This is a genomic window from Gemella sp. GL1 (assembly GCF_013415365.1).
Taxonomy (GTDB): Bacteria; Bacillota; Bacilli; order Staphylococcales; family Gemellaceae; genus Gemelliphila.
The window spans coordinates 1-20,852 of sequence record NZ_JACBYB010000016.1 but is presented as its reverse complement, the minus strand read 5'-3'; the positions used below and the strand labels follow the sequence as shown (position 1 = coordinate 20,852).

The window sequence follows — 20,852 nt, the reverse complement described above, 5'->3', positions numbered from 1 at the left end:
GAGGCCTTTTTTTTGAATTTATTTTAGCCTAGTATATAATAGAATAAAGCGAAAGTGAAGAATTAATAACTATTTCAAGAATAATCACGAAGATTATTTAAGAGAAAGGATTATAAAATATGAAAAAAATATTAACACTGAGCGCAATCGCCTTATTAACATTGAATACAAATGTTGCCAATGCAAACTGGGAGAAACCAACTCTAGTCTATGGAAGTGGACTATCAGCGAGTCAAAAAGAAGAGGTAACTGACTTACTTGGCACAAGTGAAAGTAAAGTTAATCAAAAAGTTACAACATCAAAAGATGTAGAAACTTATTTGAATGTTAGTGGTACTAGTAATTCTAATCTATATTCTTCAACATTAGTAACAAAGACTAACAAGACGGGTGTAGATGTAAATATAAAAACACCAAATAACATTACCAAAATAACAGAAAAACAATATGCCAATGCTGCAATTACTGCAGGAGCCAAGAATGTAACAATTGATGTAGCATCACCTATAAAGGTAACAGGAGAATCAGCCTTAACAGGAGTTTACATTGCTTTAGAATCAAATGGTGAGAAGTTAGATAAGAAACGTACTCTTGTTGCTCAACAAGAATTAGAGACAGTTAATGAAATAGCAGTAGCTAATCAAGGAAAGGGGACTTTTAATAATGAATCCTTAGACCTTGCAGTTACTGAAGTTAAGGAAGAACTAGCTAAACATAAAGGTAAGGCAACAGAAGAAACGGTAAGAAATATAGTCAATACTTCATTAAAAAGCAACGGTATATCTGATGTAGTAACTCAAGAACAAATAGATAAATTAGTAACTTTTGCTAAATCTTATCAAGAAACGGATGCAATTTCTTCTGAAGAAGTAGCAAAACAATTGAATACATTTAAAGATGAAACTAAGAAATATATTTCAGAAAACTATGGTGGACTTTGGGAGAAAACAAAGACAGCTGTAGGTGATTTTTTCGAATCAATCTGGAAGGCCATAAGTAACATATTTTCTTAGAAAGAAAGAGCCATATCGATTAGATATGGCTTAATTTATTTTCAAAAGTAGTATCCTTAAAAATGATTTTTAATGTCTATGTTATTGTAGTCATACTAGTGCAAGAAGAATGACCTAAAGTATCATATTGAAAGCAGTAAATATCATCTCAAATGATGTACCCATTTTAGAAGTAGATGAATTAGAAGCAGTAGACCTTCCAGAAGGAGCACATATGAATGGACTAGATATGCCAAAGCCAAGTGAATATCTATATGCCAAACAGAAAAATGGAGAGCCATTAGGGGCAAGTGATATTTATAAAGAAACTTGGAAATGGCTAAAACAAAGAAACTGTGAACAACTGGTAAATCCTAGATTAATAGAATCATATGCCCAAGCATTCGCAAGATATATTCAGTGCGAAGAAGCGATGAGTAGTTATGGACTACTAGGAAAGCATCCAACAACAGGAGGAGTAATCGCATCACCATTTGTACAAATGTCTATGCAATTTCAAAAACAAGCAAATCTATTATGGTATGAAATATACAACATAGTAAAACAAAACTGCACAACTCCATTTGAAGAAAGCTCAAATGATATGATGGAGAATTTATTAAGATTAAGAAAGGAATTATAAGATGATAGAAAAAGTAAACCCAAGTCACCCAGATAAATTGGCGGATAGAGTCGCAGGTGCAATAGTAGACCTAGCTTATAAAAAAGAAGAAAATGCTAAAATAGCAGTAGAGGTATTATTAGGACATGGTAAGTGCTATGCGATTATTGAAACAACAACTGATTTAAAAGAAACAGAAATAAATCCAATAATACAAAGACTAGTAGGACAGGTAGAAAGTGAAATAATAGTAGTTGCTCAAGATAAACATCTAGAAAATAATCAACAAGGAAAAATTAGATGCGGAGACAATGGAATATTTAAAGGAGTACCATTAACTAAAGAACAAAAACAGATGTCAGAAATCGCAAGAACAATCTATGAATTATACCCAAGTGATGGGAAGTATATACTAGATAAAGATAAAATAATAATTTGTCAGAGTAAGGCAGATAAAGAATTATATAACTTATTCCCTAATGCAACAATTAACCCACTAGGAGAATGGGAAGGTGGTATAAACGTGGATAGTGGAGCAACTAATAGAAAATTAGGAAGTGATATGGCTGACTCAGTTACTGGAGGAGGGCTGCATGGTAAAGATTTATCAAAGGCAGATGTATCAGTAAACATATATGCCTTTCTAAAAGCCCAACAAGAAAAAGAAAATGTAGAAATAAGCTGTGCTATAGGAGATGAATATATTGACGGAATGCCGTATGAGAAAATAGTGAGACTTGCGAGAGAGTATATAAAGTCAGTTGGCGGATTTGAAAAATTTGCAGAGTGGGGGCTAGTATAATCAAAACTACAAAAGATATGCAGTTAATCTCCATAGATAAACTAATACCCTATGTAAACAATGCAAGAACACATTCGGGTCAGCAGATAAAAAAGTTAAGGTCATCACTTAGAGAATTTGGTTTTATAAATCCAGTAATAATTGATAGCCAGTATAATATCATCGCTGGACATGGCCGTGTTGAAGCAGCCAAAGAAGAAAATATTAAAGAAGTACCCTGCGTATTAGTAGACCACTTAACCGATGCCCAGAAGAAAGCCTATATTCTCGCAGATAACAGAATGGCACTAGATGCAGGTTGGGATGAAGATCTACTAAGGGTAGAGATTGAAGCCTTGACCGCAGAAGATTTTGATTTAGAATTAACAGGATTTGATGCGGTAGATTTATCAAAGATATTTGATGAAGGAAATGATACAAAAGATGATGACTTTGATGTTGAAGAAGAACTAGAAAAACCAAATATTACAAAACAAGGAGATATATGGAAACTAGGAAAGCACAGACTAATATGCGGTGATTCTACCCAAGAAGAAACATATACAAAATTACTAGGAGATACTAAAGTAAATCTAGTAGTAACAGATCCGCCATACAACGTAAACTATGAAGGATCTGCAGGAAAAATTAAAAACGATAATATGGAGCACAGTAAATTCTATGAATTCTTACTAAGTGCTTTTTTAAATGCAGAAAAAGTAATGGCAGACGATGCAAGTATCTATGTATTTCACGCAGATACAGAAGGATATAATTTCAGACGAGCATTTAATGAAGCAGGATTTTATCTATCAGGTACCTGTATTTGGAAGAAACAGTCCTTAGTATTAGGAAGAAGTCCATATCAGTGGCAACATGAACCAGTACTATTTGGTTGGAAGAAAAAAGGAAGGCACCAATGGTATACAGGAAGAAAAGAATCTACTATTTGGGAATTTGATAAACCAAAGAAAAATGGAGACCATCCAACAATGAAACCAATACCTTTAATAGCTTATCCAATAAAAAATTCAAGTATGGTAAATTCAGTAGTATTAGACATGTTTGGAGGAAGTGGCTCAACATTAATCGCTTGTGAGCAACTAGATAGAATTTGTTATACGGTAGAACTAGATGAGAAGTTTTGTGATGTAATTGTGAAAAGATATATAGAACAAGTAGGAAGTGATAAAGATGTACAGTTAATTAGAGAAGGAAAAGAAATAGAATATAAATCTCTTTAAAAAAATATGAAAAATATGCGAGAAAAGACTTGCTATTTATGGCGTTTAGAGTGATATATAGTATAACAAAAAAACAAGGGAGATAAATAAAATGAAAAACTTTCAAATCACAACAACGCTAGAAAATTTACAAGACAGATACAATCCACTAGATTCAAGTATAGTTTTTAAAAACTACGTAATTGTCACAAAAGAATACTGGAAAGAAAGAGGATGTTTTGTCGCAATTTACGAATTCCAAGATATAAGAAAGAGTACAAACATACTAGAAAAAGATTTAGTTTTAGTTGAAGAAAATGAAGAATTATTTGAAGATTCAGGGTCAGCGGTAGCTTGGGCCTTTACAAAAATTTAAGAGCTTATACTCTTTTTTTTATTACTTTAGAAAGGAGAATAAATTGACTAATAATTATACACCTACAAAATTTATGGATAAAAATTCAAGATACAATGAAAGTTTGGCAGATTATGCAGTAAGTTTTATAGAATGTTTATCACATACAAAAGGGACATGGGCTGGAAAACAGTTCAAATTATTAGAGTGGCAAGAACAAATAATTAGAGATCTATTTGGGACTGTAAAACCAGACGGGTATAGACAATTTAATACAGCTTATATAGAAATTCCTAAAAAGATGGGGAAAAGTGAACTAGCCGCCGCAGTAGCACTTCTACTATGTTGCGGAGATAATGAAGAAAGGGCAGAAGTATATGGATGTGCCGCAGATAGAAGGCAAGCAACTATTGTATTTGACGTAGCCGCAGACATGGTTAGAATGTGTCCAGCCTTAAATAAGAGAGTTAAAATATTAGCTTCACAAAAACGGATAGTTTATACGCCTACAAATTCATTCTATCAAGTACTATCTGCAGAAGCATATTCTAAACACGGATTTAATATTCATGGAGTAGTATTTGATGAACTTCACACACAGCCCAATAGAAAACTATTTGATGTAATGACAAAAGGATCAGGAGATGCTAGAGCACAGCCTTTATATTTCTTAATTACAACTGCAGGAAGTGACACCAATTCAATTTGTTATGAAACCCATCAAAAGGCAAAAGATATATTAGAAGGTAGAAAAGTAGATCCTACTTTTTATCCAGTAATATATGGAGTAGGAGAAGATGAGGACTGGACAGATCCTAAAGTCTGGTATAAGGCAAATCCATCACTAGGAGTAACTGTTGGAATAGACAAGGTACATGCTGCATGTGAATCTGCAAAACAAAATCCAGCAGAAGAAAATGCCTTCAGACAATTAAGGCTTAATCAATGGGTAAAACAAGCAGTAAGATGGATGCCAATGGAGAAATGGGATAAGTGTTCATTCAAAACAGATATTGAAGAACTCAAAGGAAGAGTATGTTATGGCGGACTAGACTTATCATCAACAACCGACCTGACATCCTTTGTTTTAGTATTCCCGCCACAAGATGAAGAAGATAAATATGTAGTCCTTCCATACTTTTGGTTACCAGAAGATACTTTAGAACTAAGGGTAAGAAGAGACCACGTTCCATATGATTTATGGGAAAGACAAGAATATCTAGAAACTACTGAAGGGAATGTTGTTCACTATGCACATATAGAAAAATTTATAGAAAAGCTAGGAGAAACATTTAATATAAGAGAGATAGCTTTCGATAGATGGGGTGCAGTACAAATGGTACAAAATTTAGAAGGAATGGGATTTACGGTAGTGCCATTCGGACAAGGATTTAAAGATATGTCGCCAGCAACAAAAGAACTTATGAAACTTACTCTTGAAGAAAAGATAGCTCACGGAGGACATCCTGTACTTAGATGGAATATGGATAACATATTTATAAGACGAGATCCTGCAGGAAATATTAAGGCAGATAAAGAGAAATCAACGGAGAAAATAGACGGAGCTATTGCGACAATTATGGCACTAGATAGGGCAATAAGATGCGGTAAGCAAAATACGGAAAGTGTATATGATAATCGAGGGGTAATGTTCCTATAAGATGGGTATTTGACTTTTATGTTACCTTTTTGTAGGATAGGAAGCATAAAAGTCAAAAAATGAAAATATAGTAATTAACGATGAGATAATTGACTTTAAGTGTAATGTTTGATAAAATATAGTTAATAAATTAGGTGATTCACTACCTATATCCCGAATGTGAGCGTTAAATTAGGTGATTCACTACCTATGTCCCGAATGTGAGCGTTAAATTAGGTGATTCACTACCTATATCCCAAATGTGAGTGTTAAATGAAAACCAGGTTACGCCTGGTTTTTTCTAATAAGTAGGAGAAGTATGGAATTTTTAAATAATGAAATTAGATTTTATGAAATAGATCATGATTATATGAGATATTTATATGGTGTAGATTCTAAAGTATATTTTCACGAAACATATAAAAAACATGTTAAACCATACGTAGGTATCATTGCCACTATAGATAATGTTAAATATTTTATCCCCCTTACTTCAGCGAAACCAAAGCACAGAAAACATAGATTGACTACTAAAGACTACATTTTAATCTATGATATAGTAAATAAAAATATTACAAAATCTAAAGCTATATATAAAGAGAAAAAAGATGATGAGGAAGAGAAATATCATATTTTAAGCATTTTAGATATGAGAAAAATGGTGCCTGTGCCCAATGGTCTCTTTAAGAAAATAGATTTTAACTCACTTCCATTGAATTATCAGTTTTTATTTTATAAAGAACACGAATTCTGTAAATCTAAACAAGATAAAATAATAGAGAATTCTACAAATTTATATAATAAAACAAAAGAAAAAGGAAAAGCATTGAGTAAATTTCATTGTGATTATATTAAATTAGAAAAAGCAATGTTACAATATAATCTTTAATAAGAATATCTACATAAGTAGGTGTTTTTATTTTGCCTAAAAACAGAAAGGAGAAGAATGAATATACTAGATAGAATATTTAAAAAAGAGAAATCTAAAGTGACAAATAGAACTAATGGTTCTCAGTATAGTTTCTTTATGGGAAATTCAAGCTCAAATAAAAGGGTAACTGAAAGAACTGCTATGCAGATGACCGCAGTTTATTCTTGTGTAAGAATTCTGTCAGAAGCAATTGCTAGTTTACCTCTGCATGTATATGAATATACAGAATCGGGTTCAAAAAAATCTATAAAACATCCACTTTATAAATTACTTCATGATGAGCCAAATGTAGAGATGACATCTTTCATATTTAGAGAGACCCTAATGACTCATTTACTACTTTGGGGTAATGCATATGCACAAATAATAAGAAACGGAAAAGGGGAAATAATGGCACTTTATCCACTTATGCCAGATAGGATGAAGGTAGATAGGGATAAAACAGGAAATCTGTACTATGAATATCTAGTTTCAGATGGAGATATGAATGGAAATAAATCAGGAAAAGTAATATTAAATTCAAGTGATGTACTTCATATACACCAGGGTTAGGATTTGATGGATTAGTTGGTTATTCTCCAATCGCAATGGCTAAAAACGCAATAGGTATGGCGATAGCTACAGAAGAATACGGGGCAAAGTTCTTCGCTAACGGGGCAACTCCTAGCGGTATTTTAGAACACCCTGGAGTAGTAAAAGACCCAGACAAGATGAGAGAATCCTGGACAAGAGGATTTTCAGGAAATAACTCACACAAGGTGGCAATACTAGAAGAAGGAATGAAATATACACCAATATCAATCGCACCTAATGAAGCTCAATTTTTAGAAACAAGAAAATTTCAAATTAATGAGATAGCTCGAATTTTCAGAGTACCACCACATATGGTAGGAGAGCTTGAAAAATCGAGCTTTTCTAATATTGAACAACAATCATTAGAATTTGTGAAATACACACTAGATCCATGGGTAGTTAGATTTGAACAAGCCCTTGTAAGAAAACTACTAAGTGAGAAAGAAAAAGACAAGTACTTTATAAAATTCAATCTTGATGGGCTACTTAGAGGAGATTATCAATCAAGAATGAATGGATATGCAACCGCAAGACAGAACGGTTGGATGAGTGCTAATGACATAAGGAAACTAGAAAATCTAGATTTAATATCTGAAGAAGAGGGAGGAGATTTATACCTAGTTAACGGGAACATGTTACCACTTAAAAAAGCTGGATATTTTAATAGAGAGGAGAATGTAGAGAGTGAAAATAAAGAAATTTTGGAACTGGCAAACAGGACAAGATAAAGAAAGAACACTATTTCTAAACGGAACAATCGCAGAAGAATCATGGTATGACGATGATGTAACACCTGCTTTGTTTAGGTCAGAATTAGAAGTAGATGAGCAAGATATAGTTGTGTGGATAAATTCTCCAGGAGGAGATTGTATAGCTGCAGCACAAATATATAACATGCTTAAAAACTATAAAGGTAAAGTAACCATAAAAATAGATGGAATTGCAGCGAGTGCTGCAAGTGTAATAGCCATGGCAGGAGATGAAGTAGTAATGTCTCCAGTTTCTATGCTTATGATACATAACCCAATGACCGCAGTATTTGGAGATAAACATGAAATGGGTAAAGCCATAAAAATGCTTGATGAAGTAAAAGAATCAATAATCAATGCCTATGTTAGAAAAACAAAACTACCACGAGATAAATTATCAAATCTTATGGATAAAGAGACATGGATGAATTCAAACTATGCTTTAGAACTAGGGTTTATTGATGGAATTACAGAAGAAAGGCAAAGCATAATCCCAAACGAAGCTATGGTATCAATGCATTATGATAAGGCCATAGCCATAAATTCACTAATAAGAAAAATACAAAACAAAACAAAAAATATAGAGAAAGAAGAAAAGAAAACAAAGGCAGGCGACTTACTAGAGCGTCTGTCTTTATTAAATACTTGGAGGTAATAAAGTGAGTAAAATTTTAGAAATGATAGATAAAAGAAATCAAGCATGGGAAGGAGCTAAAGGTTTTGTAGAAGCGAGACAAGACAAAGATGGACTACTAAGCGAAGAAGATCGCAAAACTTATGACTTAATGGAGGCTAAAGTACATAACTATACAAGAGAAATAGAAAGACTACAAAAAGAAGAAGCAATAGAGAATGAATTAAAACAGCCCGTAAATAAGGCGATTACAAACAAACCAAATGAAACAAAAGAAGAAGTAGAGAAGAAATCATTTAGGGCAAGTAAAGAATATAAAAATGCAATGTTTAGGGCAATGCGTACAAACTTTAAACGAGTTGATAATATCCTTCAAGAAGGAGTGGATACGGATGGTGGATATTTAGTTCCTGAAGAAGTTGATTCAAGATTAATAGAAATTCTACAAGAAGAAAATATAGTGCGAGCCTTGGCACATAAAGTCACTACAAGTGGAAGTCATAAAATAAATATAGCCGCAACAAATCCAGCAGCATCTTGGATAGAAGAAGGTGGGGCATTATCATTTGGAGATGCAACATTTAAACAAGTACTATTAGATGCCCATAAACTGCATGTGGCAATTAAAATAACAGAAGAATTACTATTTGATTCAGCTTTTGACCTAGAAGAATTTATAACTATTCAGTTCGGTAAAGCTCTTGCAAATGCAGAAGAAGATGCCTTCTTAAATGGAGATGGTACAAATAAACCAGTTGGTATTTTTAATGAAACAGGCGGAGGAAAACATCTGACTGAAGTAGCTACACTAAAATCAGATGACATCATAACACTGATACATGAATTAAAAAGACCATACAGAAAAAATGCAGTATTCATTATGAACGACAAAACTATCGCCGCAGTTAGAAAATTAAAAGATAATAACGGAGCCTACCTATGGCAACCATCATATCAACAAGGAGAGCCAGATAGACTTTTAGGTTATCCAGTACATACATCAGCCTTTGTACCAGAAAATAAAATAGCCTTCGGAGATATTTCTTACTACAACATTGGAGATAGAGGAACTAGATCCTTCCAAGAACTACGAGAACTATTCGCAGGAAATGGAATGATTGCATATGTCGCAAAAGAAAGGGTAGATGGTAAGTTAATCTTACAAGAAGCAGTTCAGGTACTACCAGTAAAAAAGCTAGTGTAGAAAACGTAGGAGAGGGTGATGATAGTTAATTTAGAAGAAACAAAAGAATACCTAAGAGTAGATTTTGAAGATGATGACAATCTAATTCTTTCCTTAATAAAACAAGCAGAAATCCTATGTCAAGATATCTTAAGATTAGAAACAAAAGAAGCCTTACATGACTATGAGGAAAAACTAAAAGTTCCTATTCTTTTTACAACTGCCTATCTATATGAAAATAGAGAATCTGCAGACTATAAAGAATTAAATCTTAACCTAAGAAATCTACTCTACGCAGTAAGGGAGAGTAAATTCTAATGGAAATAAATAAACTAAATCAAAAAATCAAAATAGAAAAACAAGAAGAAAGTAAGGATGAACTAGGAATATTTAAAGCGTCTTGGGAGCCTTACTTTATTACCCATGCTTATATCACTTTTGAAGGAATTGGAGAGATAAACTTTAAAAGCGGAGAAGTAGACCATTCATCAGTATCATTTACGATTAGATATCAAAGAAAAACAAAAGAACTAAATACATCAGACTTTAGAGTCCTATTTAATAGAGAAATTTATAACATCTTATCAATAGACAGAATGAACTACAAAAATAAATATATAAAATTAAGAGCTAGGAAAGTAAAAAGATGAATAAAGTGCAGGTAGACCAGCTCGCAAATGAAATACTAAAAACACTCACAGACTTCCATGATATGACAAATAAAGAATTAAAAAGTATCGCAGAAGAAACAAGTGAAGAAGTAAAAAATGAAATTTCTAATACATCTCCAGTAGGGGCAACCAAAAAATATTCAAGAAGCTGGAGAATAAAAAAGTTAAGAGAAAATGCCAACTCAATTCTTTTTGTAGTTCATTCAATAAGATATCAATTAACCCGCCTTTTAGAATTCGGTCACGCCAAAAGAAATGGAGGTAGGACAAGAGCTATTCCTCATATTGCACCTGCAGAACAGAAAGGGATAGAAAGTTTTGAGAAAAAGTTAAAAGCGAGAATAGAAAATGGATAGACTAATTAAGATATTAAAAAAAATAAATATTGACTATGCTTATCATCATTTCCCAGAAGGATCAAATATACCACCGCCCTTTATGGTATATAACTTGCCAGAAGATAGGAACTTCTCGGCAGATGGATATGCATATCATAAGGGACTCTATATACATCTAGAGGTATATACAGAATGTAAGGACATAAAATTAGAAAAACAAATAGAAGAAATACTAGACAAAGAAAGAATATTTTATAGAAAGACAGAACTTTGGATTGAGTCAGAAAAACTCTATGAAATAATATATGAATTTACATTATAGGAGGTAGAAATGGGAAATAAAGTAAAATTCAATATATGTAATGTACACTATGCCTTATTTGACAAAAGTAAAGAAACAATTTCTTATAAAAAGCCAGTTCCAATGCCTGGGGCGGTATCTATATCACTAGAACCAAACGGAGAGCCTGAAAGTTTCTACGCAGATGGAATAGAGTATTACACAATATCAAACAATATGGGATATGACGGTGACTTGGAATTAGCCCTTATCCCTGAATCATTTAGGATAGACGTCTTGATGGAAAGTGCAGATAAAAATAAAGTATTAGTTGAGAATTCAAATTCAGAAACCGCAAACTTCGCTCTTATTTTTGAGTTTGATGGAGATGTAAACAAGATAAGACATGTACTATATAATTGTTCAGCAGCAAGGGCAAAAATGGAAGGTAAGACAAACGAAGAAAAAAGAGAAGTGCAACCAGAAACTATCTCAATACATTCAAGACCACTTGCCAATGGATTTGTAAAATCAAGAACATCAGACCAAACAGATGCAGAAGTATATAAGAACTGGTACAAACAAATTTATATGCCTACATATGAAGAAAGTGAAAGCACAGGACTAGGACTAGCATAAGGAGTAGATAATGGAAAAAATAATTAATATAGATGGAAAACAAGTAAAATTTAAAGCATCAGCCGCAATACCAAGAATTTATAGAATAAAATTTGGAAGAGATATCTTTAAAGATTTAAGCTCTTTAGAAAAAGAACTAAAGAAAAACTCAAAAGAATCAAGTATTGACTTTATGTCACTAGAACCCTTTGAGAATATAGCCTATATTATGGCTAAACATGCAGATAGGAAGATAGAAGAATCGGTTGAAGAATGGCTTGATAACTTTGACACATTCTCTATATATAAAATTTTACCTGAAATAATAGAACTTTGGGCTATTAATACAAAAACACAGGTAAAGCCTAGAAAAAAGTTCAAAGCATAGATAGAGAATTCACAACAGCTCTATTCTTATTAAGGGTAGTAGAACTTGGAGTAAATGTCAGAGATTTAGATTTACTCACAATAGGACTTATAAATGATATGTTTGTGGAGAAAAACAATGATGACTTCAGCTACAACAAACTAGCTAGTCAAGAAGATTTTGATAAATTTTAAAATATCTCCACAAAATATTACGTTATTATGCTTTAATTATGTAATTAAATGTGGTATAATTTTATAAAAATAAGGGAGGTAAAGATTATGCCACAAATAGTACCTATAAAAGAATTAAGAAATACAAACGAAATTTCAGAGATGTGCCATGCATCGGGAGAACCGATATTTGTCACTAAAAATGGTTATGGAGACCTAGTAGTTATGAGCATGGAAACTTATGAGAATATGTTAGTATCAGAAAGAATTGATTCAGCAATTGAAGAAGCAGAGAGAGAAATCTCAAATGGAGGAGTACTTCATGATGCAAAAGACGCTCTAAAAAAATTAAGAGGTAAGCATTTTGGAGACTTATAATGTAGTAATTTCAGAACGTGCTTTTAATGATTTAGATAAGATTTATACCTATCTGGCAAGTAAGGTAATGGCAGTAAATGCCGCAATAAACACAGTAGACAAAATTCAAACTGCAATCTTAAGCCTTGAAAAATTACCTAAAAGAGGATCTGAAAGAAAGATAGGAAGATATAAATCCAAAGGCTACTTACAACTTTTTGTAGGAACGTACATAATAGTATATAGGGTAGAAGAACATAAAAAACAAGTTGTGATTATCACAATTCAGAATATGAGACAATCATTTTAGACATCCGTAAGGGTGTCTTTTATTATGGGTAAAAGGAGGTGGGATATGGCTAATAGGCTTAAAGGAATCACAATAGAAATCGGCGGTGATACTACTAAACTATCTGAATCATTTAAGAAAGTAAATAAGGATATAAGAGATACGCAGAGCCAGTTAAGAGATGTAAATAAACTATTAAAACTAGATCCTGTAAATAGTGACCTAGTAATACAAAAACAAAATCTCTTAAAGGACGCTGTAGAAAAAACAAAATTAAAACTAGATTCATTAAAACAAGCGAGTATAGAGGCAAATAGTGCATTAGAAAAAGGTACACTCTCAAAAGAACATTATGATGCCATTCAAAGAGAGATAGTAGAAACAGAGAACTCTTTAAAAAATCTAAAACAAGAATTAAATAACACTAATAATAAATGGCAAGAAACAGGACAAAAAGTACAAGGTCTTGGGGAGAAGATGACAGGGATCGGAAATACTCTAACCACAAATGTCACGACTCCAATTCTTGCCGTAGCTACTGCATCTACAATGGCCTTTAATGAAGTAGACAAGGGATTAGATACAGTGATTTCTAAAACTGGTGCTACTGGAGAATCTGCAGATAAGTTAGAAGAATCCTTTAGAAAAGTAGCTGGAAACTTACCTGCGACCTTTGATGAAGTCGGGGCGGCTATAGGAGAAGTAAATACCCAGTTTGGAGTATTGGGAGAAGACTTAGAAGTAGCCACGGAGAAAATAATCAAGTTCTCACAAATAAATAATACCGATGTGACAAACTCTACAATAATGGCAAAACAGGCCATAGAGAAATATAATCTTAGTGTTAATGATTTAGGTATGGTTTTAGATTCAGTAACAAAAACAGCCCAAAACACAGGAGTATCCACAGATAGATTATTTACCCTTATCACAAATGGTAGTCCTCAGATAAAAGAACTAGGACTTAACTTTGCCCAAGGTGCAGAACTGTTAGGACGCCTTGAACAAAAAGGATATGACGGAAGTAAGGCCTTAACATATCTAGCCAAGGCCCAAATAAACTGGGCAAAAGATAATATGTCACTAACTGACGGATTAAAAAATCTAGAAGATAGAATAAATTCGGCAGCTACATCAGAAGAAAAACTTACAATAGCCGCAGAAGTATTTGGGACAAAGGGTGCTTCATTTATGCTTAAAGCATTAGAAAGCGGAGCGTTAAGTGCTGATGGTTTTAAAAACGCAATGGAAGAAGCAGGAGGTGCTTTAGAAAATACTTGGCAAGGAATGCTTGACTCGATTGATTTAACTAATCAGGCAATGAATAATCTAAAATTAACAGGGGCAGATTTAGGGGCTGCACTTCAAACTGTACTCCTTCCAACCTTACAGGTAATACTAGGAGCCCTAAAAGGATTCGCAGATTGGTTTGGATCATTAAGTCCAGGGGTACAAGAATTTATTGTACAAATAGCACTACTTGTCGCAGTATTAGGACCAGTAATTTCCTTTATAGGAGGAATAACAAGTGGTATAGGCTCCATAATTACTGCTTGGCCACAAATCACTGCCGCATTTACGGCCGTCTCAACATTTCTTACAGGAACATTAGTTCCCGCCATAAGTGGATTTGTCGCCGCAATCGGATGGATACCACTAGCTATCGCAGGAGTAATAGCCGCACTTGTTTTACTATGGAATAAATCAGAATGGTTTAGGACTACGATTATAGGAATATGGGAATCTATAAAAACAGCCTTCCAAATAAGTATAGATTTTATTGTGAATCTACTTACCACATCTTGGGACTTTATCTCAGAGAAAACTAATATAGTATTTACTTTTATATCCACATTATTTAAAACAATATGGACAAATATAAAAACTACAATTGAATTTGTACTTGTCGCTATTAGTACTTACATCTTCACAAAATTTGAAGAAATAAGGAATACAATTTCTACAATATTAAATCTAATCTCAAGTGTATTTAATACTGTCTGGAACTTTATTAAAAATATGATAGTCTCAATCACAAGTCAGATATTAAATAATATTGTTTCAGGCTGGACAAATATAAAAAATAGGGTAGTAAATCTAATAAACAATATTAAAGATTCAGGAATAAATATCTTTAATAACTTTAGAAATGGAGTATCTTCAATAATAAATTCAATCGCAAATGTCATCTCATCAGGATTTAATTCAGCGGTAAATTACATCAGAAACTTAATCTCCCAAGCCTATACTTGGGGATATGATTTAATTTCAGGAATAGTAAATGGAATATACTCTACAATAGGAAAAGTCAGAGATGCAGTTTCATCTGTCGCAAAAACAATATGGTCTTACCTACACTTTTCAGTTCCAGAAGTAGGACCACTTACAGAATATGAAACATGGATGCCTGACTTTATGGATGGACTAGCCAAAGGAATTAATAAAAACAAAGGTAAGGTAATAGATTCAATTAGAGACCTAGCTTCAAGTATGACACTAGATTATAAAGTAGCAAGTTTTGATTTTGATAAAACAAACAAGATAGGATTAAGACCCGAGATAGAAGGAAGCAAGAATACAAATCAAAATATAGTAATACCAGTATATCTAGGAAATAAAATGTTAGATGAGGTGATAGTAGAGGCAAATGCAAGAATGAATTTAAGAAGAGGAGGTAGGTAATGGATAAGTATTTAAAATTTAATTCACAAGAATTGCCTAGGCCTACTTCTTATGAAATTCAGTATGAGAAAATAATAGTAAGTAAAGAAACAGAAGCAGGTACAGAACATAGAGACATCATTAGAGAGTCAAAAATCTTTATTGATGTTTCTTTTTTAACTACTAAAGTCTGGGGTAAAAAATTCTCTAACTACAACGGAGAAGAAAAGATAAATGTAGAATATTTTGACCCTAGAGAATTAGAACTTACATCAAGTTTTATGTATATAGATGGATTCAAAATAAAACTATTTAGACACTCGGTTTCAGGATCACTTTGGGAAGTAAACTTCACACTAGTAGAAATATAGGAAGATAGATATGTTTAATACAAGTTCAGAATATAAAAAACAAATTCTAGAAGATACAAGGCTTATAAAATATAGGGGAGAAATCTACACCAAAGATGGCAAGAGATATGACTTTACTGAAAGAGATATTATAAAAGGGTCAGGCTATATAAGAAATGATTCATCAGAAAAAAATTCCCTGGAAATAGCTAGTGTTTATGCAGGAGAATTAGGACTAAGCCTACTTACTAATATAGATAGATATAGCCTAAAAGATGCCCAGGTAAAACTATACTCATCCTTAAAACTAAAAAGTGGTAGATTTGAAGAAATACCTCTAGGAATATTTAATATATTTGAAGCAAATAGAAGTAAACAAATACTAGAAATAACTGCTTACGATAATATGATAAAACTAGAAAAGGAATCTAATGACCTACAGTTAACAGGTAGCCCTTATGATCTGGCAAAGTTTATATCGGAAAAGTGCGACCTAGAATTAGCCCAAACTCAAGAATGGTTTGATCTTAGTCTAAACAATAAAGAAACAATATCAATCTATCCAGACAATGATATAGAAACATATAGGGACATAGTTTCCTATTTAGCCCAAATACTAGGATCCTTTGCGACAATTGATAGATACGGAAGACTAGAATTTAGAAAGTATAACACGGAGCTAGTAAGAAACTACGGAATAAAAAATAGATTTACAAGTACCTTCTCTGATTTTGAGACAAGATTTACCGCTGTTAACTCAAGTAACATAAAAACACAAATCGCAGAGTATTATGCATTAGAACTAGATGATGGACTTACTATGAATCTAGGAGTAAATCCACTCCTACAATTTGGATTAAAAGAAACAAGAGAAAGACTATTAAGAAATATCTTAAATGATATAGCCGTAATAAAGTACGTTCCATTTGAGGCAAGAGTTCCAGTAGACCCAAGTTTAGATCTTGGAGATGTTATTGTCTTTAGCGGGAAAAACGCAGATGAGAATAAACTATCCTGTATTACTAGTTTTAATCTAAAGATAAACGGAGATATGGAAATCTCAGGGGCTGGTGCTAACCAAGTATTAAACAAAGCAAAATCCAAGAACGATAAAAATATCACAGGGTTACTAAATAAAGTAGAACTAGGAAAAGCAGTCACCAAGAAATTTATAAACACAAGTGACTACATTATAAAAGAAAAAAGACAACTAGTATCAAGTATAGAATTTGCCTCAAAAGAAGAAACAGATGTAGCCTTTAATTCATCGATAATACTAGAAGTAATAAACAATCAAAAAGAAGTAGTAAAGAAGTTTATACAAAAGGCAAAAACAGAAACAGAAGAAAACAAAGAGGTAGAACTTACCTTTTTAGAAGAAGAGAAATCAACTATTAAGGTAAGTTATTTTCTTAATGACATAGAAATAAAAGACTACTATCCTTTAGAATCTTACTCATCTGGATTTCATACTCTAGTCTTATATTATCCAATACAAAACATAAAAGAGAAAAGCTTAAATACCTTTAAAACATTTATAGAGATTGATAAGGGAAGAGTAGAAATAAAGAAGGGAAAGCTACTATCTACAATAAGCGGTCAGTCACTATCAGCTACAAATGAATGGGACGGAAGAATAGAATTAAATGATTCTATTAGAAGAATAAAACTAAAACACAAAGGCATAATATCAAACTACACAGAAGAGATTAGTTTTCAAGAAAAAAGAGACGGTGAGAACCATTATGAAGATAGTATGGAAAGAATAAGACTTGGAGGAATAAAACTAAAAAATTAGATAGGAGAAAAGTGTGAAAGGACAAGCAAGAATAATACTAAGAAATATAAAGACAGGAGCAGAGGAAGAATACCTAGAAGACAATTTAGTTACAAAAGCAGTAGAAGATTTATTCTCAACAAATATTAGCGGAATGCTTTATAAGGCTAGGGTAGATTTCTTTAATTCAAATTTTCCCTTGGCCACAAAAGCAATTGGAGGGATTTTAGCGTTTGAAGATAAACTAGAAGAAAACGTAGAAAAGTACTATGCACCTTCTAGTAATAACATAGTTGCCTTTGCCTCAAACGATTCTAGTGACAGTGTAAGTACAAAAAGAGGAAGTTTTAATCAAGTGGAATCAGGGAAGATTGATAATGGGTATAAATTTGTTTGGGACTTTACAAGTTCTCAAGGTAACGGAAGTATATCATCACTAGCCTTAACTCATTATTTAGGCGGTAAGTCTTATATGGGAGATGAATATAAGAATGATTACTATCTAGTAGCATCAACACCTGTAAAAGATACTAAAACTTCGGCAGAGAGATTATTAGCCGTAAGTACTGTTGAGATAGACTTTGAGAAGGGAGAATTTACAAGTATAGTTCTAAAAGATACAGGAGAGATATTAATAAGAAAATTCAAAAAAGACCTTATAAATATAGGGCTTACTGATGAATTACTAGAGAAAATAGAAATCACTGATAAGCAAACATTAATGCCCGAAAAGTTTAAACAGAATAACTATAATAATTTCTTCTATTCAAATAAGACCCACTACATAGGACTTGCGACAAAAAGTGAGTATACTAACACATCTATTACAATAATAAAAATTAAAAAAGATGATCTGTCTTTCAAAGAAGAAGTATGGGACTTTACAGATATAAAATTTAGAGGTCCAGGAGTAACATCAAAAGAAAATAGCGGAAGTTATGTAGCTTATCAGTATTCAGCATATAGAGATAATTATATCTACTTACTTGAAGCCCAGAAAAAAGGACTTTATAAAATAAATTTAGATAATAAGGCTGATGTAAAATATATAGAATACCAAATAGAAACAGACTATATCCATACAATAAATGACTGGATAATAGGAGATAACTTTATCTTAAATACCAAAGATGAGGTTATACCAAAAAGAAAAATACAATCAATAGAAAATCGCTCTAGGATATTTACTTACGGTCCATATCTTTATTACTTTTACGCAGATAACAGGTCATCTATAAATAAAAGAATAGCAGTTCTAACACCTTATCTGGCAACAATAAATAATTTAGCTAGTCCTATTATAAAAACAGCAGACAAAACAATGAAAATAATATACACACTAAGGGAGGAAACATGAAATCACTAGTAATATTTCATCAATTAAATTTTTCATTTTTAGGAGCCTTAACCGCCAATATCATTGGAGCTTATGATGGTTTTCTAAAAACTTTAATTATATTCATAATAATAGATTATCTAACTGGACTAATGGCTGCAGTAGTAGAGAGAAAAATGACATCAGCCATAGGTTTCAAGGGAATATTTAAAAAGGTGGTCTTACTTTCACTAGTTGCGGTAGGATACTTATTAGATACACACGTCTTAAAACAAGATGGTCTTATTAGGGGAGTAGTAATATTCTTCTACTTAAGTAATGAAGGAATAAGTATTCTAGAAAACGCAGGAAGAATAGGACTACCAATACCAGGAAAATTAAAAACAATTTTAGCACAATTAAACACAGAGAAAAAGGAGAAATAATATGGTAAAGAAAATAAACGTAAGTTTAATGAATGTAGGAAAATTAACAAGTATCGATTTTGTGGTAATTCACAATGATTATGGATCAATGACGCCCGAGCAATATGTGAACTGGTTAAGAGGGAGAAATAAAAATCTAGGAATAGCCCATTACTATATCACAAAAGACTGTATCGCAAGAGTAATAGATACATATAATATTGGATATCATACAGGAGAATGGAATTCAAACTGTAGATCGATAGGGTATGAAGTATGTCAGTCACGTTCAGCATCAGATGTAGACTTTATAGCGAATGAAGATATGACACTTATGCAGGCAACAGAAGACTTGATATTTTATGGTCTGCCTATAAACCATCAAACAGTAAGATTACATCATGAATTTGTATCAACGTCTTGTCCGCACCGTTCATTAGAACTGCACGGTAACACAACACAAAGTGTTAAAAATTATTTTATTTCAAGAATGAAGTATTTCGCAACACTAGGAAAAACAGTTGATGAGATGTTAGGGAATAAAAAGACACTAAAACAACCTCAAACAACATCAAATAATAAAACATTAGATCAACTGGCAGATGAAGTGATTCGAGGAATATGGGGTAATGGGAAAGAAAGAATTCAAAGATTAAGTAATGCAGGATATAATCCAGTAGATGTCCAAAGAAGAGTGGATGAGAAGAAAGGGAAAATCAAGCCAAGTCTTAAACCACTAGATGAAGTTGCAAGAGAAGTTATAAATGGTAAATGGGGGAATGGACAAGACAGGATTAACAGGTTAACCAGAGCAGGATACAATCATAATGATGTCCAAGCAAAAGTAAATGAAATATTAGGATAAAATTAAAGCCTACTTTAGAGATTAAACTCTAAGGTAGGTTTTGTTATTTGAAAAGTTTTGTGAAATCGTTATCAGGCAGTATATCTTTTAATAACAATTTTGTTTGCTTATAGCTATGTTCTGATGAATCGATAAAAGTTAAAGTATCGAGTAAAACTTTTAATTCTGAAAGAGGTGTCATACCTTTTTTATAACTCACGAGAATTTCTAAACTTCTAGTTTTTAATTTATGATAATAGTCGCGATTATTTATTTTTTTATTTAAAAGTGAATTCAAAAAGTACTCTGCATTTTCAATATCATTAAATTTTAAACATTGTAGGATAGTATTATTCAATAACATATATATTATAGAAAAAGTGTAATTAATATTGTCATAATACTTATTACATGTTTTTAAAGCAATATTTGATAAATTAATCATAATTTTATGGTCATATAGGTGAAGAGATTGACAATAAAGATACAAATCACGATATGTCCAAGAATTCAAGGTCATAAGATAAGAGTGGATGTATTTTATATCTTTTTTTTTACTGTTGAAGTTTCTAGTTTACTTATAAGAATTTGTAATAAAATTTTATCTATTTTTCTATTATTATAATATGATTTATTTTTATTGTTTTCTAAAATACTTTTTATTGAACTAATTTCTTTATTAGTGTAAAGGTTGTGTAATTTATT

The 20,852-nt window shown here is 32.2% G+C and carries 25 protein-coding genes and 1 pseudogene; 25 read left to right on the top strand and 1 reads right to left on the bottom strand.

The window, feature by feature from the left end; all coding sequences use genetic code 11:
* Positions 1-119 precede the first annotated feature (119 nt).
* From HZY82_RS04555 to HZY82_RS04440, 25 genes are all read left to right on the top strand, one after another.
* Entirely contained in the window at positions 120-1,013 is an 894-nt protein-coding gene (locus HZY82_RS04555; protein ID WP_135156231.1) for a DUF1002 domain-containing protein, read from the top strand.
* A gap of 127 nt (positions 1,014-1,140) precedes the next feature.
* Positions 1,141-1,635 carry a P27 family phage terminase small subunit gene (locus tag HZY82_RS04550; protein ID WP_228098243.1) on the top strand — a complete coding sequence of 165 codons (495 nt, stop codon included), beginning with the start codon at positions 1,141-1,143 and terminating at the stop codon, positions 1,633-1,635.
* A 1-nt stretch (position 1,636) separates the two neighbouring features.
* Positions 1,637-2,416 (top strand): S-adenosylmethionine synthetase N-terminal domain-containing protein, encoded by a 780-nt coding sequence (locus tag HZY82_RS04545; protein ID WP_135156232.1) that lies wholly within the window; start codon positions 1,637-1,639, stop codon positions 2,414-2,416.
* A gap of 17 nt (positions 2,417-2,433) precedes the next feature.
* Complete coding sequence (locus tag HZY82_RS04540; RefSeq protein WP_209304977.1) at positions 2,434-3,639, top strand: site-specific DNA-methyltransferase; 1,206 nt, start codon at positions 2,434-2,436, stop codon at positions 3,637-3,639.
* A gap of 91 nt (positions 3,640-3,730) precedes the next feature.
* On the top strand, positions 3,731-3,994 hold the full coding sequence (locus HZY82_RS04535) for an Nmad4 family putative nucleotide modification protein (RefSeq protein ID WP_135156233.1): 264 nt from the start codon (positions 3,731-3,733) through the stop codon (positions 3,992-3,994).
* 73 nt (positions 3,995-4,067) lie between these two features.
* Positions 4,068-5,633 carry a terminase large subunit gene (locus HZY82_RS04530; RefSeq protein WP_135156383.1) on the top strand — a complete coding sequence of 522 codons (1,566 nt, stop codon included), beginning with the start codon at positions 4,068-4,070 and terminating at the stop codon, positions 5,631-5,633.
* Between the two features lie 298 nt (positions 5,634-5,931).
* The gene (locus HZY82_RS04525) at positions 5,932-6,501 is read left to right on the top strand and encodes a type III toxin-antitoxin system ToxN/AbiQ family toxin (protein ID WP_135156234.1); all 570 of its coding nucleotides are present in this window, start codon (positions 5,932-5,934) and stop codon (positions 6,499-6,501) included.
* Positions 6,502-6,558: 57 nt separating this feature from the next.
* On the top strand, positions 6,559-7,095 hold the full coding sequence (locus HZY82_RS06730; protein WP_305040837.1) for a phage portal protein: 537 nt from the start codon (positions 6,559-6,561) through the stop codon (positions 7,093-7,095).
* Positions 7,096-7,130: 35 nt separating this feature from the next.
* A complete protein-coding gene (locus HZY82_RS06725; protein WP_483299223.1) occupies positions 7,131-7,844 on the top strand; it encodes a phage portal protein in 714 nt (237 codons plus the stop codon).
* A complete protein-coding gene (locus tag HZY82_RS04515; protein ID WP_483299222.1) occupies positions 7,801-8,520 on the top strand; it encodes a head maturation protease, ClpP-related in 720 nt (239 codons plus the stop codon). Before HZY82_RS06725 ends, HZY82_RS04515 begins: the two co-directional genes overlap by 44 nt.
* 4 nt (positions 8,521-8,524) lie before the next feature.
* Complete coding sequence (locus HZY82_RS04510; RefSeq protein WP_209304969.1) at positions 8,525-9,703, top strand: phage major capsid protein; 1,179 nt, start codon at positions 8,525-8,527, stop codon at positions 9,701-9,703.
* An 18-nt stretch (positions 9,704-9,721) separates the two neighbouring features.
* Complete coding sequence (locus tag HZY82_RS04505) at positions 9,722-10,000, top strand: head-tail connector protein (RefSeq protein WP_135156235.1); 279 nt, start codon at positions 9,722-9,724, stop codon at positions 9,998-10,000.
* Positions 10,000-10,332, top strand: coding sequence for a phage head closure protein (locus tag HZY82_RS04500; protein ID WP_135156236.1), 333 nt, complete (start codon positions 10,000-10,002; stop codon positions 10,330-10,332). Before HZY82_RS04505 ends, HZY82_RS04500 begins: the two co-directional genes overlap by 1 nt.
* Positions 10,329-10,709 (top strand): HK97 gp10 family phage protein, encoded by a 381-nt coding sequence (locus HZY82_RS04495; protein WP_135156237.1) that lies wholly within the window; start codon positions 10,329-10,331, stop codon positions 10,707-10,709. Before HZY82_RS04500 ends, HZY82_RS04495 begins: the two co-directional genes overlap by 4 nt.
* A complete protein-coding gene (locus HZY82_RS04490; RefSeq protein WP_135156238.1) occupies positions 10,702-11,013 on the top strand; it encodes a hypothetical protein in 312 nt (103 codons plus the stop codon). Before HZY82_RS04495 ends, HZY82_RS04490 begins: the two co-directional genes overlap by 8 nt.
* Positions 11,014-11,022: 9 nt before the next feature.
* On the top strand, positions 11,023-11,610 hold the full coding sequence (locus tag HZY82_RS04485; RefSeq protein ID WP_135156239.1) for a major tail protein: 588 nt from the start codon (positions 11,023-11,025) through the stop codon (positions 11,608-11,610).
* A gap of 10 nt (positions 11,611-11,620) precedes the next feature.
* Complete coding sequence (locus HZY82_RS04480) at positions 11,621-11,977, top strand: hypothetical protein (RefSeq protein WP_135156240.1); 357 nt, start codon at positions 11,621-11,623, stop codon at positions 11,975-11,977.
* Between the two features lie 260 nt (positions 11,978-12,237).
* Positions 12,238-12,507 (top strand): type II toxin-antitoxin system Phd/YefM family antitoxin, encoded by a 270-nt coding sequence (locus HZY82_RS04475; protein ID WP_135156241.1) that lies wholly within the window; start codon positions 12,238-12,240, stop codon positions 12,505-12,507.
* Complete coding sequence (locus HZY82_RS04470; protein WP_135156242.1) at positions 12,494-12,796, top strand: type II toxin-antitoxin system RelE/ParE family toxin; 303 nt, start codon at positions 12,494-12,496, stop codon at positions 12,794-12,796. Before HZY82_RS04475 ends, HZY82_RS04470 begins: the two co-directional genes overlap by 14 nt.
* 45 nt (positions 12,797-12,841) lie before the next feature.
* Complete coding sequence (locus HZY82_RS04465) at positions 12,842-15,457, top strand: phage tail tape measure protein (protein WP_179938835.1); 2,616 nt, start codon at positions 12,842-12,844, stop codon at positions 15,455-15,457.
* Positions 15,457-15,807, top strand: coding sequence for a hypothetical protein (locus HZY82_RS04460; RefSeq protein ID WP_179938833.1), 351 nt, complete (start codon positions 15,457-15,459; stop codon positions 15,805-15,807). The genes HZY82_RS04465 and HZY82_RS04460 overlap by 1 nt, the downstream gene beginning before the upstream one ends.
* A 10-nt stretch (positions 15,808-15,817) precedes the next feature.
* Positions 15,818-17,584 (top strand): hypothetical protein, encoded by a 1,767-nt coding sequence (locus HZY82_RS04455; protein WP_179938831.1) that lies wholly within the window; start codon positions 15,818-15,820, stop codon positions 17,582-17,584.
* Between the two features lie 13 nt (positions 17,585-17,597).
* Positions 17,598-18,920, top strand: coding sequence for a hypothetical protein (locus HZY82_RS04450; protein WP_135156247.1), 1,323 nt, complete (start codon positions 17,598-17,600; stop codon positions 18,918-18,920).
* Positions 18,917-19,324, top strand: coding sequence for a phage holin family protein (locus HZY82_RS04445; protein WP_135156248.1), 408 nt, complete (start codon positions 18,917-18,919; stop codon positions 19,322-19,324). Before HZY82_RS04450 ends, HZY82_RS04445 begins: the two co-directional genes overlap by 4 nt.
* A 1-nt stretch (position 19,325) precedes the next feature.
* Positions 19,326-20,168, top strand: a complete 843-nt coding sequence (locus HZY82_RS04440; protein ID WP_135156249.1) for an N-acetylmuramoyl-L-alanine amidase — start codon at positions 19,326-19,328, stop codon at positions 20,166-20,168.
* A 43-nt stretch (positions 20,169-20,211) separates the two neighbouring features.
* Here HZY82_RS04440 and HZY82_RS04435 read toward each other — a convergent pair.
* Positions 20,212-20,703 (bottom strand): annotated as a pseudogene (locus HZY82_RS04435) (Rgg family transcriptional regulator); the annotation flags it as partial.
* Positions 20,704-20,852 lie beyond the last annotated feature (149 nt).